This window comes from Mesorhizobium sp. WSM4849 (assembly GCF_055811385.1).
In genome coordinates, this window is record NZ_JBVVPW010000019.1 from 1 (window position 1) to 15901 (window position 15901).

Sequence of the window (15901 nt, forward strand, 5' to 3'; positions counted from 1 at the left end):
TAGGGGAATAGGGGAATAGGGGAATAGGGGAATAGGGGAGGGGAGATGCTAGTCGGCTGAAAGGTTGCGGATTAGAAGTCGAAGAAGCTTTCCTACACTTTCGGTGCTCGCCAACAATGGCGCCGCGGTGGCATTCGGCGTGATGCCGGTACGCTCAGCGATCAGAAGCTGAGTTTCCAGTTCCTTCAGTGACCCTTGAGCGATACGGAGGAATTGCTGATAGGAACCCCTGACCTCTCTGCCATAGCCTTCCGCTATGTTCGCCGGCACCGAGCTTGCGGCGCGCCGCACTTGGCTGGTCAGTCTATAAAGCTCCTCCTTCGGCCAGGATTTCGTCGCGCCGTACACAGCCACCGCAAGGTCCATTGCCTGCTGCCAGACTATTAAGTCCTTGTAAGAACCCGTTTTCTCAGCCATTCGCCCTACTCCCCTACTCCCCTACTCCCCTACTCCCTCCTACACATTCAACAACAGATACTCCCGCTCCCACGGGCTGATCACTTCCATGAAGGTCTCGAATTCCGCCCGCTTGATCGCCGCATAGGTCGCGGCAAACGACTTGCCGAGCAGCGCGCAGAGTTCCTCGTCGGCTTCGAACAGGTCGACGGCTTCGAGCAGGCTGCGCGGCAGGTCGATCTCTGCCTCGTTGGCGGTGGTGAGAACCGGCGGTTCGGCCTTGATCTTGTTGGTCATGCCGATGAGCCCGCAGGCAAGCGATGCGGCCAGCGCCAGATAGGGATTGGCGTCGGATGAGGGGATGCGGTTCTCGACGCGCCTGGCTGCCGGGTCGGAGCGTGGAACGCGGAAGGCGGTAGTGCGATTGTCGTAGCCCCATTTGTTGTTGACCGGCGCCGAAGCCGACTGCGTCAGCCGGCGATAGGAATTGACATAGGGCGCAAACATCACCAGCGCGTTCGGCACATGTTTTTGCATGCCGCCGAGGAAATGGAAGAAGGCTTCGGTTTCCGAGCCGTCCTCGGCGGAAAAGACGTTCTTGCCGGTCTTCTTGTCGATGATCGACTGGTGGATATGCATGGCCGACCCGGGCTGCCCCTGGATCGGCTTGGCCATGAAGGTGGCGTAGATCTCATGCTTCAGCGCCGCCTCGCGGATGGTCCGCTTGAACATGAACACCTGGTCGGCGAGTTCGATCGGATCGCCATGGCGCAGATTGATCTCGAGCTGGCCGGCGCCTTCCTCGTGGATCAGCGTATCGATCTCCAGGCCCTGGCTTTCGGAGAAATGGTAGATGTCGTCGATCAGTTCGTCGAACTCGTTGACGCCGGCGATCGAATAACCGGCGCCACCGCCGATCGCCCGTCCCGAACGCCCGACCGGCGGCGTCAGCGGGTAGTCCGGATCGGGATTCTTGCGCACCAGGTAGAACTCGATCTCGGGCGCCACCACCGGCTTCAGCCCGCGCTTGTCGTAAGCGGCAAGCACACGCTTCAGCACGTTGCGCGGCGTGAACTCGACCGAGCGGCCGTCCTGGTGGACGAGGTCGCAGATGACCGCCGCCGTCGGGTCCTCTTCCCACGGCACCACGGTCAGCGTCGACAGGTCCGGCATCAGCTTGAGGTCGCCGTCGTCCTCCGGATAGTGGAAGCCGTTGCCGTCTTCCGGGTAGCCGCCGGAGATCGTCGTCATGAACACCGCCGAAGGCAGCGCCAGTGAGGTGTTGGAGGTGAATTTCTTCGACGGCATCATCTTGCCGCGAGCAACACCGGCCTGGTCGGGTGTGATGCATTCGATATCCTCGATGCCGCGCCACGCCAGCCAGGCGCCGACTTCCTTCCAGTTTTTCACACCACGTTGATTTTTCACGAAGGCAGGCGTGCGGATACGTCCTCCGCGGCTCGACGGACGGACTTCCTTTTTTGCAGGCGGCATCATTCACCAGATTGGGTTGCGGATTTGGGAGTATAGCCGGGGCCGGCGATGGAAGGGAAGGGGAGCGCGGTTGCGTTCGCCTGCCCAGTTGAAAACCGCGCCAAGCAGCTTAGGTTCGACGCATGTTCAATGACCTCGGTTGAAGACGTCGAATGCCGAACAATCATGAGTTGACCACGATCGGCTTCGATGCCGACGACACGCTCTGGCAGAACGAGCAGTTCTTCCGCATGACCGAAAAGCGCTTTGCCGCGCTGCTCGCCGATCATGCCGAGGAGGAGCACATCTCGGCAAGATTGCTGGAGGCCGAGAAGCGCAACCTCGCCGTCTACGGCTTCGGCATCAAGGGGTTTACCCTGTCGATGATCGAAACGGCGATCGAGATTACCGAGGGCCGCGCGCCGGCCTCGGTCATCGCCGAGATTCTTGCGGCGGGCCGCGAGATGCTTGGCCATCCGATCGAGGCGCTGCCCCATGCGCGCGAAACCGTTGAAAAGCTGGCGGGCGCGTATCGCCTGGTGCTGATCACCAAGGGCGACCTTTTCGATCAGGAACGCAAGCTGGCGCAATCGGGCCTCGGCGACCTGTTCGATGCAGTCGAGATCGTCAGCGACAAGAGCCCCGCTACTTATAGCAGCATCTTCAGCCGCCACGGTGATGGCGCCGAAAAAAGCATGATGGTCGGCAATTCGCTCAAGTCGGACGTGGTGCCGGCCATCGAGGCCGGCAGTTGGGGCATCCACGTGCCGCATGAGTTGACCTGGGTGCTGGAACATGTCGAGCCGCCGGTCACCGCGCCTCGCTTCCGCCAGATAGCCGATCTCTCGGAACTGCCCGGGCTGGTCGAAAGCATCGGGAAAGCCAGCTGATTGCTTGTCCCGGCGTCGAACCGGACGTGCGCCGCAGAGCATCGATGCCGGACATTGCGCATCGCAATCCTAGTTGTCCGCTTCGCCAAGGGCCGCACTGTCGCTGAACTCCATCGCGCGGCCGTGTACAATCCACGATGCAAAACCGTTTTCTACTTGCAAATCAGTCGCAATTGCAGAATATGCGACAAGCGCGGCGTCACTGTCGCATAATGGCGGCCGCCCGCGGGACATGCGAGCAAATCGCGACAGGAGATTTTGATGATCGAGAGATACGGGCGGTTGGTTGTCGTCGGGTTGATGGCTACAATGTTCGCTGCGGCAGTTGCTTCAAGCCCAGCGAAAGCGCAGGAAAAGTTCAAGGCCGTGACGACCTTCACCGTCATCGCCGACATGGCGAAGAACGTGGCGGGCGACGCAGCAATCGTGGAATCGATCACCAAGCCGGGAGCGGAGATCCACAATTACGCGCCGACCCCGGGCGACATTCAGCGGGCGCAGGGCGCACAGCTCATTCTGTGGAACGGGCTCAACCTCGAACTCTGGTTCGAAAAATTCTTCCAGAATCTCAGCGACGTGCCAGGCGCTATCATCTCCGAGGGCGTCCAACCGATGAGCATCGCCGAGGGACCCTATACTGGGAAACCGAACCCGCATGCCTGGATGTCCCCGACAAACGCGCTGATCTACGTCGACAACATCCGCGATGCCTTCGTCGAGCACGATCCGGCGCATGCCGAGACCTACAAGGCCAATGCAGAAGCCTACAAGGCAAAGATAGAGGCGGCCGTCGCGCCGATCCGCGATAAGCTTGCCTCGATCCCGAAGGACCGGCGCTGGCTGGTATCGAGCGAAGGCGCTTTCTCCTACCTCGCACGCGATTTCGAGCTGAAGGAGCTTTATTTGTGGCCGATCAACGCTGACCAGCAAGGCACCCCGCAGCAGGTTCGCAAGGTGATCGACGCCGTCAGGGAAAACAAGATCGTCGCCGTCTTCAGCGAAAGCACCGTGTCGGACAAGCCGGCCCGGCAGGTCGCGCGCGAGACGGGGGTGCATTACGGCGGCGTGCTCTACGTTGATTCTCTCAGCGAGGCGGACGGCCCGGTGCCAACCTATATCGATCTGCTGCGTGTGACTTCGGATACGGTTCAGAAAGGCCTCGCCGCAGGGCTGTCGCAATGAACGAAGCCGTTCCGCCTCTTGCCCCCGCGTTCGAGGATGCGGGAGGCGGCCTCGCCGTCCGCGGCGCGACCGTCACCTACCGCAACGGCCAGACGGCGCTGCGGGATGCGAGCTTTGAAATTCCGACAGGCACGATCACGGCACTTGTCGGTGTCAACGGCTCGGGCAAGTCGACGCTGTTCAAAGCCATCATGGGCTTCGTGCGGCTGGCAAAGGGAGAGATTTTTGTTCTCGGACAGCCGGCCGCGGCCGCGCTGAGGAAGAACGTCGTCGCCTATGTGCCGCAAGCCGAGGAGGTCGACTGGGACTTTCCAGTACTGGTCGAGGACGTCGTCATGATGGGTCGCTACGGCCATATGGGCATGATGCGCATTCCGAAGGCTGCTGATCGCGAGGCGGTTACCGCCGCGCTTGCGCGTGTCGGCATGAGCGATTTCCGCAAGCGCCAGATCGGCGAGCTTTCGGGCGGGCAGAAGAAGCGCGTCTTTCTCGCTCGGGCGCTGGCGCAGGATGGGCGCGTCATCCTGCTCGACGAGCCCTTCACCGGCGTCGACGTCAGGACCGAGGACGCTATCGTCGAACTGCTGCGCGCGCTCCGGGACGAAGGCCGAGTGATGCTGGTCTCGACGCATAATCTGGGTAGCGTGCCGGAGTTCTGCGATCGTGCCGTGCTGCTCCGGAACACGGTCCTTGCCTACGGGCCTACAGGACAGACCTTCACGCAGGCGAACCTGGAAAAGGCTTTCGGCGGCGTCTTGCGTCATTTCGTGCTCGGCGGCGCCGGGCTGCATGAGGACGACGACAGGCGCCGCCTTGCCGTCATCACCGACGACGAGCGGCCACTGGTCTTCTACGGAGAGAACGGAGCCATGCAGCAAAAGATGCGGGAACGCGACGAATGAGTATCCTGTTCGAGCCGTTCGGCTACGAATACATGCTCAATGCCATGTGGGTGTCCGCCTTGGTCGGGGGTGTCTGCGCCTTCCTGTCCTGCTATCTGATGCTGAAAGGCTGGTCGCTGATCGGCGACGCGCTCTCGCATTCGATCGTGCCAGGCGTCGCCGGCGCCTATATGCTGGGCCTTCCCTTCTCGATCGGCGCCTTCTTCTCCGGCGGGCTCGCCGCTGCGGCGATGCTCTTCCTCAACCAGCGCACCAAGCTGAAGGAAGACGCCATCATCGGCCTGATCTTCTCCTCTTTCTTCGGCCTCGGCCTGTTCATGGTGTCGCTGTCACCGACCTCCGTGAATATCCAGACGATCGTGCTCGGCAACATCCTGGCCATCACCCCGGAAGACACGCTTCAACTCGCCATCATAGGCTTCGTCTCGCTCGCCATCCTGCTGGTGAAATGGAAGGATCTGATGGTGGTCTTCTTCGACGAGAGCCATGCCCGCTCGATCGGCCTCAACCCGAGCGCGCTCAAGATCATGTTCTTCATGCTGCTATCGGCCTCCACGGTCGCCGCGCTTCAGACCGTCGGCGCCTTCCTCGTCATCTGCATGGTGGTGACTCCCGGCGCGACCGCCTATCTTCTGACGGACCGCTTTCCGCGCCTGCTCGTCATCGCGGTTGTAATCGGCGCGGCCACGAGTTTCAGCGGCGCCTATGCCAGCTATTTTCTCGACGGCGCCACCGGCGGCATCATTGTCGTCCTGCAGACGCTGATCTTTCTCGCCGCCTTCTTCTTCGCTCCCAAGCACGGAATGCTGGCAGCCCGCCGCCGCGCGGCGAGGATCTTGGAGGCCAGCCCATGAGCATCCTCGATACGCTGCTTTCCCCCTTCCAGTTCGGCTTCATGGTCAATGCCCTGATTGTTTCGGTTCTGGTCGCTGTGCCGACTGCGCTGCTCTCCTGCTTCCTCGTTCTCAAGGGCTGGTCGCTGATGGGCGACGCCATCAGCCACGCCGTCTTTCCCGGCGTGGTCATCGCCTACATCGTCGGATTTCCCTATTCGGTCGGTGCCTTCGCCGCCGGGATGGTCTGCGCTCTCGCCACCGGCTTCCTCAAGGATAACAGCCGCATCAAGCAGGACACGATAATGGGCATCGTCTTCTCCGGCATGTTCGGCCTCGGCCTGGTGCTCTACGTAAAGATCCAGTCCGACGTGCATCTCGACCACATATTGTTCGGTGACGTGCTGGGCATCGGCTTGCGCGACATCGTCGAAACGGGGCTCATTGCTGCGATCACGGCCGGCATCATCGGGATCAAGTGGCGCGACTTCCTGCTGCACGCCTTCGATCCGGCTCAGGCTCGGGCGGTTGGCCTTCGGGTCAACCTGCTCCACTACGGCCTGCTTTGCCTGATCTCTCTCACCATCGTCGGCGCGCTGAAGGCGGTCGGCATCATCATGGCCATCGCCATGCTGATCGCGCCTGGCGCCATCGCTTTCCTGCTGACAAGGAAGTTCAGCGCCATGCTGATCCTGTCGGTGATGATCGCGGTCGCCGCGTCGTTTCTCGGCGTCTATCTGTCCTTCTTCATCGACAGCGCACCGGCGCCGACCATCGTTCTCATGCTGTCCGCCGCCTTCATCGCGGCCTTCGCCGTTACCACACTCAAAGTGAGCCGAATGGAGATTGCCGAGGAAAGCTAGAAACGGGCAGTCATTCTCCGGATTTACGAGAGCGTCGCGTTTTCTGGATTGGCTTCACGTAGATCTCCAATCTGTGGCTGATGATCGTGAATCCGTGCCGTCGAGCGATTTCCTCTTGGAGCCGCTCGATCTCCGCCGACTGGAATTCGACGACGTCTCCCGTCTCGATGTTGATGAGATGATCGTGATGCTCACGGGGGACCGTTTCGTATCTGGCGCGCCGATCGCCAAAGGTGTGCCGCTCCAGAATGCCCTTTTCGCGCAGAAGGCTGACGGTGCGATAGACAGTGGCGAGCGCGATCGTTGGCTCAATGGCGACAACGCGGCGATGGAGTTCCACCACATCCGGATGGTCACTGGATTCGGATATAACACGCATGATGACGCGGCGCGGACCGGTGATGCGCAGCCCGAGTTTCCTGCAAAGCGCGGCGATGGTCTGTTCTGAGGACATGTCATGATCCGCCAATATCGACAGCCATGTCGCGAAGTCGGAACATGCCTGCGGATTTGTTCGAAGCTGCTACCCCAGATGCGTCGCAATTGCAAAAGGACATCGGACTGGGTTCGCTGTCAGGCGGTCATCCACTCAACATAAAGATATCCAGATCCGATCGCAAGGATCGAGGGAGGGCATGTGAGCCGGATAGAGGACGCCGGCTAGCTGCGTCCGAGCCCGATCAAATGGTCGATCACCGGCTGCAGCCGTTCGGTCGTGATTGGTTTGACGACTACCGCATCGATGACGCTCGACAGGCCGAGGCTCTCCGGTGTGCCGTTCTTGGTCGAAAGCAGGATCACCGAGGGATGCGACCTGCCCGAGGTGCGCCGCAGCGCGTCGATACCGGACATCAGCGCGTCGCAGTCCCGGTTGTCCGCTCCGCCATCGAGGACGACAGCTCCGGGAATGAGCGATCGCAGCGTCGTTGCTGCCGTTTCGGGCGATTCCGAGATCGGTTTGAGCCCGGATCGTTCGACGATTTTCGAAACCACCACCCTGTTGACCGGCGACTTCCCGACGACGAGCACGCGGGTGAAGTCCGTGAGCATCTCGCGGTCCACATTCCGGCTCCCCAAAGTCAGGTGGCTTACGGTCCTGGGATCGCGGTTCATGGGGCGCATGAGCGTGGGGGCACTCGTCTGGTTTCAATGCAGGGTTGAAACTTTAGAAATAATTGCCGTGAGATCGCTGCCTGTGTCAAGCTGAAATGGCGGATATCCAGAATATCGCAAGAAACGTTAAAATTTAAAGCAAGTTCTGTTCTTGCCCTATGCAAACTGGTCGTGCAGACGCAGATCACCTGCGCAGAGACTGCGCAGGTGATGCCGATTCCACCGACAGGCTTTGGTCGGATTTCGGTCAGCCGAGGCTCCGCTGGGTGACGATCACCGGGATAAGCAGATCGCCCCAGTTGCCGTCGCCGCCATGGTGACGTGCCGAGCGCACGAGCTCCACCGACACACCGGCCTCGACCGCCTTCATCACCGACTGGTTGAGCCTGTGCAGGTCATTCGCCAGCATGCGGATGGTCGCTTGCTGGTCGACGGTCATGGTGGTGGCCTGTTCTTCGGCCCGTTCCTTGACGCGGCTTATCGATGCCATTGGTCTTCTCCTTTATACCCCTTCGGGGCGTTACCTCTATTTTGTTGTTTTTGTGCTATTCCGCCGCCGGTTTGAACTGGGCGTGCTCGGTCGATTCATGCATGGCCGTGGTCGAAGACCGGCCACCGCTGATCGCCATCGACACGGCGTCGAAATAGCCGGTGCCGACTTCGCGCTGGTGCTTGGTCGCGGTATAGCCGTGGGCTTCCGCCGCGAATTCAGCTTCCTGCAACTCGGAATAAGCCGCCATCTGCCGCGCCTTGTAGCCGCGGGCGAGTTCGAACATGCCGAAATTGAGCTGGTGAAAACCGGCCAGCGTGATGAACTGGAACTTGTAGCCCATGGCGCCGAGTTCCTTCTGGAACCTGGCGATCGTGGCGTCATCGAGGTTCTTCTTCCAGTTGAACGACGGCGAGCAATTGTAAGCGAGAAGCTTGCCGGGATGGTGCCTGTGCACGCCCTCAGCGAACTTCTTGGCCTGCGCCAGATCGGGCTTGGAGGTTTCGCACCAGATCAGGTCGGCGTAGGGCGCGTAGGCGACGGCCCGCGCGATGCAAGGCTCGATGCCGTTTCTGACGTGATAGAAGCCCTCCACCGTGCGGCCGGCGCCATAGTCGACGAAGGGCTGGTCGCGCTCGTCGATGTCGGAGGTGAGCAGCTTTGCCGCTTCCGCGTCGGTGCGTGCGACGACCAGCGTCGGCGTGCCCATGACGTCGGCGGCAAGTCGCGCGGCGTTGAGGTTGCGGATGTGTGCGGCGGTCGGGATCAGCACCTTGCCGCCGAGATGGCCGCATTTCTTCTCCGACGCCAGCTGGTCCTCGTAGTGGACGCCGGCGGCACCCGCCTCGATGAAGGCCTTCATGATCTCGAAGGCATTGAGCGGTCCGCCGAAGCCGGCTTCCGCATCGGCGACAACAGGCGCGAACCAGGTGTCGACCGAAAGTCCCTTGCCTTCGGAGGTCTCGATCTGGTCGGCGCGCTGCAGGGTGCGGTTGATGCGCTTGACCAGTTCGGGCGCCGCATTGGCGGGATAAAGCGATTGGTCCGGATACATGGCGGATGCGGTGTTGGCGTCGGCGGCGACCTGCCATCCAGACAGGTAGATCGCCTTCAGCCCGGCCCGGACCTGCTGCATCGCCTGATTGCCCGACATGGCGCCGAGCGCGTTGACGAAGTCCTCTTCGTGGATGAGCTGCCAGAGCCGGTTGGCGCCCATTTCGGCGAGACTCTGCCGGATCTGGACCGAACCGCGCAGCCGCTTCACGTCGTCCGGCGAGTAGGGCCGCTCGATGCCGTCGAAGCGGCCTTCCGGTGCCGAGGGGACGAGGTTGTAAAAATCGGTCATTTGTCACTCCGGATAAATCGCTGCTGGGATGGAAACGCCGCCTCATGGAGATTTCTGCGTCGTTTTGGTGTGACAGCATTTACATTTCAGTGAGAAACAGGCGAGGAAAACCAGAAGATTGGCTGGAAAATAAGAGAAAACCTGTGTTGCGTTTGACAGGCAGGCACTGTAAATCCGTCACGATTGTAAAAGCCGGATATGGCCCCGCCGCACGGAAGCCATGTAAATTTCTGTCAAGGACAGTCGAGTGGCCGATCAGAAGATCTTCGCCGGGCCGCGCATCCGCCGCATCCGCAGCGCCAAGGGCCTGACCCAGACCGCGATGGCCGAAGGGCTCGGCATCTCGCCGTCCTACCTCAATCTCATCGAGCGCAACCAGCGGCCGCTGACGGTTCAGCTGATCCTCAAGCTGGCATCCGTCTACAAGGTCGACCCGCATGAATTGCAGGGCGAGGCTCGGGGGTCGGTCGCTGCCTTGAAGGAAGTGTTTTCAGACCCGCTGCTGGTCGGCGAATTGCCTGGTGACCAGGAACTGATCGAGCTTGCAGAGGCGGCGCCCAACGCTTCCGCCGCGGTGATAAAACTGTTTCGCGCCTATCGCGAGCAGGCCGAGCGCCTTTCCGATCTCAACGAGCTTCTCGCGCGTGAGGGCAAAGCGACGGCACTCTCCGGCGCCCGCTTGCCGATCGACGAGGTGCACGAGATTTTCGAGCGCCGGCCGAACCATTTTGCCGCGCTCGAAGAGGAGGCCGAGGCATTCACGTCGGTTCTCGATCCCGGCGACGATCTGTTCGGTGCGTTGAAGGCCTGGCTGAAGCGCGAATTCGCCATCGTCGTCAAGGTGCTGCCGGTCGCCACCATGCCGAACTGGCGCCGCCGCTACGACCGCCACTCGCAACGCCTGTTTCTGTCCGAGCGCCTGTCGCCGTTCGATCAGTTGCGCGAGGTGGCGATGGAGGCCTGCCTGATCCGCATGACGGTCGCGGTGGCAAGCGAGATCCAGGCGCTGAAGCTGACCACGGATGAAGCCCGCCGGCTTGCCCGCTTCGAGCTTGGCCGCTACGCCGCCCACGCGCTGATGATGCCCTATCAATCCTTTCACGCAGCCGCGATACGCGCGCGTTACGACATCGACGTGCTGCGCTCGCGCTTCGGCGTCTCCTTCGAGCAGGCGGCGAACCGTTTGACCATGCTGCAGCGGCCGGGCACGCCGGGCGTGCCGTTCTTCATGCTCGAGGTCGATAATGCCGGCAACCGCTTCCGCAAGGCGGGCAGCCAGGGTTTTCCGCAAAGCCGCTTCGGCGGCGGCTGTCCGAAGCTTCCCGTGCATGCCGCCTTTACCCAGCCCGGCCAGATCTTCGTAGAGGCGGTGGAAATGCCCGACGGCGCCGAGTTCCTCTGCGTCGCCCGCACGCTCGAAGGACCGCAAGGCTCGTTTTCGGAGCGACCGCGCCGTACCGCCCTTCTGTTGGGCTGCGATATCGGCTTTCGTGACGAGATCGTCTACGGCGCGGCACTGCCGGGGGCAGCCGCCGCGACCGGAAAAGCCGGACAGGGCGCCAGTCCGGCCACGCCGATTGGCCCGGCCTGCCGGCTGTGTGAACGCATCGGCTGCCTCGCCCGCGCCGAGCCGCCGGTGACGCGCCCGCTCGGCCTTGACGAGATGGTGACCGGACTAAGCGCGTTCGATTTCCAGTGACGGGCACAGCGTTTCCATCAAATTGCGCTCGGCGCATTGTTCTACCGCCCACCGCTGCCTATCAGGACGTCCATCTCAATCGTCAGCGGCTCTCCAACGCTCGGCGAAGCCAGCCCGCGCCAGACTTCCTCGCGCACTGTGACCTGCATGACTGGAGGAAGCTGGACATACTCCTGACCGCTCAATGTTGCTCCTTTGGTGATTCCGCTGAAATAATGGTCGAAAGATGAGAATTTGATGGGCCGAGTTTCAAGCTGGACATAGACCTCTTGAAACCCGGCGCGGTGGAGCAAGGAATGCAAGCATGTCGCGTCAGGGATGGAGAAGAAGCGATTTAGCTTTTCGGCTTTTTCAGGTGCGCAACGAGCGATTACCGCGCCTATTCTGGCGAACAGCGAGCGCTCCGGCGTCGTCGTCACGCTAACTGCAGTCCAGCCGTTGGGGCGCAGAACCCGACGAAACTCCGAAAGCGCTCCAAGCGGGTCTGAGAAGAACATGAGCCCAAGCTGACAGATCACCGCATCGAACCGACAATCCTCGTAAGGGAGCGCGTGAGCGTCGAACGTTGCGAGGGTGATTGGCTGGTTCTTCAAATTGCGTTTGGCAGATTCGAGCATGGCCGGCGAGATATCGCCGGCAGTGACAGAGCCGGATGGGCCTACCACGATCGCTGCAGCTTGCGCTGCTGCTCCTGTACCCGTTGCGACGTCGAGCACCCGATGGGCAGGCGCAATTTGCGCTGCCTTCAGCAAGGATGGAATGAACGAGTTCGTTGCGCGGGCGAACAGCTCGTCATAGCCAATCGCCGCCGTCTTGTAGAATGGCTCATCCATGGGTCGCCCTACACATGTTATTTACGTCGGTCACGGGGCTTCTCTTGTCACGCAGTAGCCGTCCAGCCTCGCATCGTAAACTATCCCTGCCAGCTCCGCACGACCGTCTTGCCCCGTGTGTGCGCTAGTCAGTGCGCCAAACGGAACACGGTGCTGGATCACGCCCGATCTTCGTCTTTGCGTTACGCGATTAATGCACGTTTCTGTCGTCCGCTGTGCATCGTGCTGCCCCGAAATCGCCGACAGTCGCATTCATGACCGATTCATCATCAGCGATAGTTGTTTCCCCTGCCGTCTCGCCGCGTGACGAGCGTGTCGGCTTCCTGTTGATATTGCTGTCGGCGCTGATGTGGAGTTTCGGCGGCGCCATCGCCCGTTTCATCGACGCCGGCGACAGCTGGACGGTGGTGTTCTGGCGCTCGGTCTGGGCCGCCGCCTTCCTCATCTGCTTCATGATCTGGCGCGACGGCTGGCACGGCACGGTAAGGTTGTTCCGCAGCATGGGCCTGCCCGGCCTTGCCGTGGCGTTCTGCTTCGCCACCGCATCGACCTCGTTCGTCGTGGCGCTTGCCTACACCACCGTCGCCAATATCCTTTTGATGCAGGCGGGCGTGCCGCTCCTGGCGGCGATGTTTGCCTGGGTGCTGTTTCGCGAACGGGTAGCCGTGGCGACCTGGGTGGCGATTGCAGCCGTCATTGCCGGCGTTGCCATCATGGTATCGGAGTCGCTCGATGGCGCCGTGTCGCCTATCGGCGACGGCTTGGCGCTGCTCATCGCTGTGATGTTTTCGATCGCCACCGTCATCACGCGACGCTTTGCCCATGTGCGCATGACGCCGGCGACCTGCCTCGGCACGATGCTTGCCGCCGCATTCGCCGCGTCGCAGGCGTCGCAATTCGGCGTTTCCAGCAGCGACATGGGCTTCCTGTTTGCATTCGGCGTGGTCAATCTGGGTCTCGGCCTTGCCTTCTTCGCCACCGGCGCCCGGCTTGTTCCAGCAGCGATCGCAGCACTGCTCGGCACTTTCGAGCCGATCCTCGGCCCGATCTGGGTCTGGCTCATCCATTCCGAGGTGCCGTCGGGACGCACCATCCTTGGCGGCGCGGTGGTGGTCACGGCGCTGCTCGTCCATATCGGGCTCGAATTCAAGCGTCAGGCGCGGCCGGTGCGGCCGGGTGTCACCGGCATGCCGTCGCCTAATTGATTGCAGCGCACGCGCCAAAGCGAGATGAGCCATTGACAATGGCGCAGCCGCGCGGGCAGGCTGCAAATACGGCAACAACAAGACAGGCTCATCTTGCCAAGTCTCCCCTCCGGCCCGACCGAGACCGGACAACATCGTCGTATCCCTGCCCGCGCCGTGGCGAGAGCCTTTGACGGCGCCGGAATGCCACCTGGATCACGACATGGGAACGGGGGACTCGGCCGCCGCACATCGAACCACCAGGGTGTCGGCGGTTCGCGCTTGTCGCTTGTCGGAAAGCCCAATAATCTGAAGCAAACGCCAGCCGCGCAGCCCCGCGACGAGCTGGCGATGGAACACTCATCAAAGGAGACACGCATGACCCGCAAAGCATTCTGGCTTTCGGCGACCTCGGCATTTCTGACGCTTTTCACCCTCGGCGCTCATGCCCAGGACCGCGTCGTCAATGTCTATAACTGGTCGGATTACATCGACAGCTCGATTATCGAGGATTTCACCAAGGAAACGGGCATCAAGGTCACCTACGACACCTTCGATTCCAACGAGCTCCTGGAGACGAAACTGCTTGCCGGCGGCAGCGGCTACGACGTCGTCGTGCCGACCGCCAATTTCCTCGCACGCCAGATCCAGGCAGGTGTGTTCCAGAAGCTCGACAAGTCGAAGCTGCCCAACATTTCCAACATGTGGGACGTCGTTTCGGAGCGCACAGCCAAGTACGATCCCGGCAACGAATATTCGATCAACTACATGTGGGGCACGGTCGGCCTCGGCTATAACATCAAGAAGGTGCAGGAAGCGCTCGGCACCGACAAGATCGATAGCTGGGACGTGTTCTTCAACCCGGAAAAGCTGGCCAAGCTGAAGGATTGCGGCGTCTATGTCCTCGACTCTCCGAGCGACATCCTCCCGAACGCCTTCAAATATCTGGGTATCGATCCCGAGACCACGTCGCTGGACGATTTCGCCAAGGCGGAAGAACTGATGCTGAAGATCAGGCCTTACATCCGCAAGTTCCACTCGTCGGAATACATCAACGCCCTGGCCAATGGCGACATCTGCCTGGCCGTCGGCTGGTCGGGCGACGTGTTCCAGGCGCGCGACCGTGCGACGGAGGCAAATCAGGGCGTCGAGATCGGCTATTCCGTGCCGAAGGAAGGTGCCGAAATGTGGTTTGACCAGATGGCGATCCCGGCCGACGCGCCGCATGTCGCCGAGGCGCATGAATTCCTGAATTACATGATGAAGCCGGAGGTGATCGCCAAGTCGAGCAACTACGTCTTCTACGCCAACGGCAACAAGGCGTCGCAGCAGTTCATCAACAAGGAGATACTCGAGGATCCGGCGATCTATCCGGACGAGGCGACGTTGGCGAAGCTGTTCACCATCGCCCCCTACGATTCCAAGACCCAGCGCGTCGTCACCCGCACCTGGACCAAGATCGTCACCGGGCAGTAAGCGACAATCAACGACCCCGGCAGGTGCTGCCGGGGTCAAATCTTCTGGGGATAGGACGCAGGACGGAGTGGGATATGAAATCGCTTGGCAGCATCCGCAGGGATTTCGCGCCGTGGAACGACCCGAACGCCAAGCCATACATCCAGTTCGACAAGGTCACCAAGAAGTTCGGTGACTTCACCGCCGTCAACAATTTGTCGCTGACCATATTCGAGCGCGAGTTTTTTGCCCTGCTCGGAGCGTCGGGCTGTGGAAAATCGACGCTTTTGCGGATGCTCGCCGGCTTTGAGGAGCCGACCGCCGGCCGCATCCTGCTTGATGGCCAGGATCTGCGCGGCATCCCGCCATACCGGCGGCCGGTCAACATGATGTTCCAATCCTACGCGTTGTTCCCGCATATGACGGTCGAGAACAACATCGCTTTCGGCCTCAAGCAGGACGGCATGCCGAAGCCCGAGATCGCGGCGCGCGTTGGAGAGATGCTGAAGCTGGTCAAGCTCGAGCAGTTCGCCAAGCGCAAGCCGCACCAATTGTCCGGCGGCCAGCGCCAGCGCGTCGCGCTTGCCCGCTCGGTCGCCAAGCGGCCGAAGGTGCTGCTGCTCGACGAGCCGTTGGGCGCGCTGGACAAGAAGCTGCGCGAGGAAACACAGTTCGAGCTGATGGACCTGCAGCAGTCACTCGGCCTCACCTTCGTCGTCGTCACCCACGACCAGGAAGAGGCGATGACCATGGCCGACCGTATCGCCATCATCGACAAGGGCGAGGTGATGCAGGTAGCGACGCCGGCGGAAGTCTACGAGGCGCCGGGCTCCCGTTTCGTCGCCGGCTTTGTCGGCAACGTCAATATGTTCGAAGGCAAGATTGCGCTCGGCGAGCCCGGCGCGGCGAGCATCGATGCCGGCAACGGCATCACCATACGGGCCGAGAATGCCGGCGATGCCGCGACCGGCGCGGCCGTCGCCTTCGCCATCAGGCCGGAGAAGATCAGAATATCGTCGACGAGACCGGACGGTGCCGTCAACGCCATCGAGGGCGAGGTCTACGATATCGCCTACCTCGGCGACATGACCGTCTATCACGTCAGGCTTGACGACGGCCACGTGGTGCGGGCGAGCACGATGAACGCGGCCCGCATCACCGAGGATCCGCTGAGCTGGAACGACCGTGCCTGGGTGTCGTTCAGGCCGGACGCCGGCGTTGTGCTGACGCGATAGGGGCGGTC

16 protein-coding genes are annotated in these 15901 nt (G+C 61.6%); 9 read left to right on the forward strand and 7 right to left on the reverse strand.

Annotation, left to right across the window (positions count from 1 at the left end; translation table 11 throughout):
- Positions 1-48: 48 nt before the first annotated feature.
- Positions 49-417 carry a four helix bundle protein gene (locus AC0L3L_RS21355; RefSeq protein WP_473639030.1) on the reverse strand — a complete coding sequence of 123 codons (369 nt, stop codon included), beginning with the start codon at positions 415-417 and terminating at the stop codon, positions 49-51.
- A gap of 39 nt (positions 418-456) precedes the next feature.
- On the reverse strand, positions 457-1893 hold the full coding sequence (locus AC0L3L_RS21360) for a glutamine synthetase family protein (RefSeq protein WP_165848439.1): 1437 nt from the start codon (positions 1891-1893) through the stop codon (positions 457-459).
- A 149-nt stretch (positions 1894-2042) separates the two neighbouring features.
- Between AC0L3L_RS21360 and AC0L3L_RS21365 the strand changes: the two genes are divergently transcribed.
- The 5 genes from AC0L3L_RS21365 to AC0L3L_RS21385 all read left to right on the forward strand — a co-directional run bounded on the left by AC0L3L_RS21365 (position 2043) and on the right by AC0L3L_RS21385 (position 6539).
- Positions 2043-2759, forward strand: a complete 717-nt coding sequence (locus tag AC0L3L_RS21365) for an HAD family hydrolase (RefSeq protein ID WP_473487175.1) — start codon at positions 2043-2045, stop codon at positions 2757-2759.
- Between the two features lie 300 nt (positions 2760-3059).
- Positions 3060-3941 (forward strand): metal ABC transporter substrate-binding protein, encoded by an 882-nt coding sequence (locus AC0L3L_RS21370; RefSeq protein WP_473487202.1) that lies wholly within the window; start codon positions 3060-3062, stop codon positions 3939-3941.
- The gene (locus tag AC0L3L_RS21375; protein ID WP_473487174.1) at positions 3938-4843 is read left to right on the forward strand and encodes a manganese/iron ABC transporter ATP-binding protein; all 906 of its coding nucleotides are present in this window, start codon (positions 3938-3940) and stop codon (positions 4841-4843) included. The genes AC0L3L_RS21370 and AC0L3L_RS21375 overlap by 4 nt, the downstream gene beginning before the upstream one ends.
- The gene (sitC, locus tag AC0L3L_RS21380; protein ID WP_258122026.1) at positions 4840-5697 is read left to right on the forward strand and encodes an iron/manganese ABC transporter permease subunit SitC; all 858 of its coding nucleotides are present in this window, start codon (positions 4840-4842) and stop codon (positions 5695-5697) included. Before AC0L3L_RS21375 ends, sitC begins: the two co-directional genes overlap by 4 nt.
- Entirely contained in the window at positions 5694-6539 is an 846-nt protein-coding gene (locus tag AC0L3L_RS21385) for a metal ABC transporter permease (RefSeq protein ID WP_473487173.1), read from the forward strand. Before sitC ends, AC0L3L_RS21385 begins: the two co-directional genes overlap by 4 nt.
- 10 nt (positions 6540-6549) lie before the next feature.
- Here the strand turns inward: AC0L3L_RS21385 and AC0L3L_RS21390 are convergent, their stop codons facing one another.
- From AC0L3L_RS21390 to aceA, 4 genes are all read right to left on the reverse strand, one after another.
- Positions 6550-6993 (reverse strand): Fur family transcriptional regulator, encoded by a 444-nt coding sequence (locus tag AC0L3L_RS21390; RefSeq protein ID WP_473487201.1) that lies wholly within the window; start codon positions 6991-6993, stop codon positions 6550-6552.
- 206 nt (positions 6994-7199) lie between these two features.
- Positions 7200-7589 carry a response regulator gene (locus AC0L3L_RS21395; RefSeq protein ID WP_473487200.1) on the reverse strand — a complete coding sequence of 130 codons (390 nt, stop codon included), beginning with the start codon at positions 7587-7589 and terminating at the stop codon, positions 7200-7202.
- Between the two features lie 310 nt (positions 7590-7899).
- Entirely contained in the window at positions 7900-8142 is a 243-nt protein-coding gene (locus AC0L3L_RS21400) for an SMc00767 family acetate metabolism repressor (protein ID WP_077379645.1), read from the reverse strand.
- Between the two features lie 55 nt (positions 8143-8197).
- Complete coding sequence (gene aceA / locus AC0L3L_RS21405; protein ID WP_473639031.1) at positions 8198-9487, reverse strand: isocitrate lyase; 1290 nt, start codon at positions 9485-9487, stop codon at positions 8198-8200.
- A 247-nt stretch (positions 9488-9734) separates the two neighbouring features.
- Between aceA and AC0L3L_RS21410 the strand changes: the two genes are divergently transcribed.
- Positions 9735-11186 (forward strand): helix-turn-helix domain-containing protein, encoded by a 1452-nt coding sequence (locus AC0L3L_RS21410; protein WP_473639032.1) that lies wholly within the window; start codon positions 9735-9737, stop codon positions 11184-11186.
- Between the two features lie 41 nt (positions 11187-11227).
- Here the strand turns inward: AC0L3L_RS21410 and AC0L3L_RS21415 are convergent, their stop codons facing one another.
- Entirely contained in the window at positions 11228-12019 is a 792-nt protein-coding gene (locus AC0L3L_RS21415; RefSeq protein WP_473487170.1) for a class I SAM-dependent methyltransferase, read from the reverse strand.
- Between the two features lie 254 nt (positions 12020-12273).
- Here AC0L3L_RS21415 and AC0L3L_RS21420 point away from each other — a divergent pair, with 254 nt between their 5' ends.
- The 3 genes from AC0L3L_RS21420 (at position 12274) to AC0L3L_RS21430 (ending at position 15893) form a co-directional block, all read left to right on the forward strand.
- Positions 12274-13224 (forward strand): DMT family transporter, encoded by a 951-nt coding sequence (locus tag AC0L3L_RS21420; protein WP_473487169.1) that lies wholly within the window; start codon positions 12274-12276, stop codon positions 13222-13224.
- Between the two features lie 357 nt (positions 13225-13581).
- Positions 13582-14679, forward strand: coding sequence for a polyamine ABC transporter substrate-binding protein (locus AC0L3L_RS21425; RefSeq protein WP_258122033.1), 1098 nt, complete (start codon positions 13582-13584; stop codon positions 14677-14679).
- 74 nt (positions 14680-14753) lie between these two features.
- A complete protein-coding gene (locus AC0L3L_RS21430; RefSeq protein ID WP_473639033.1) occupies positions 14754-15893 on the forward strand; it encodes an ABC transporter ATP-binding protein in 1140 nt (379 codons plus the stop codon).
- The last annotated feature ends 8 nt before the right edge of the window (positions 15894-15901 follow it).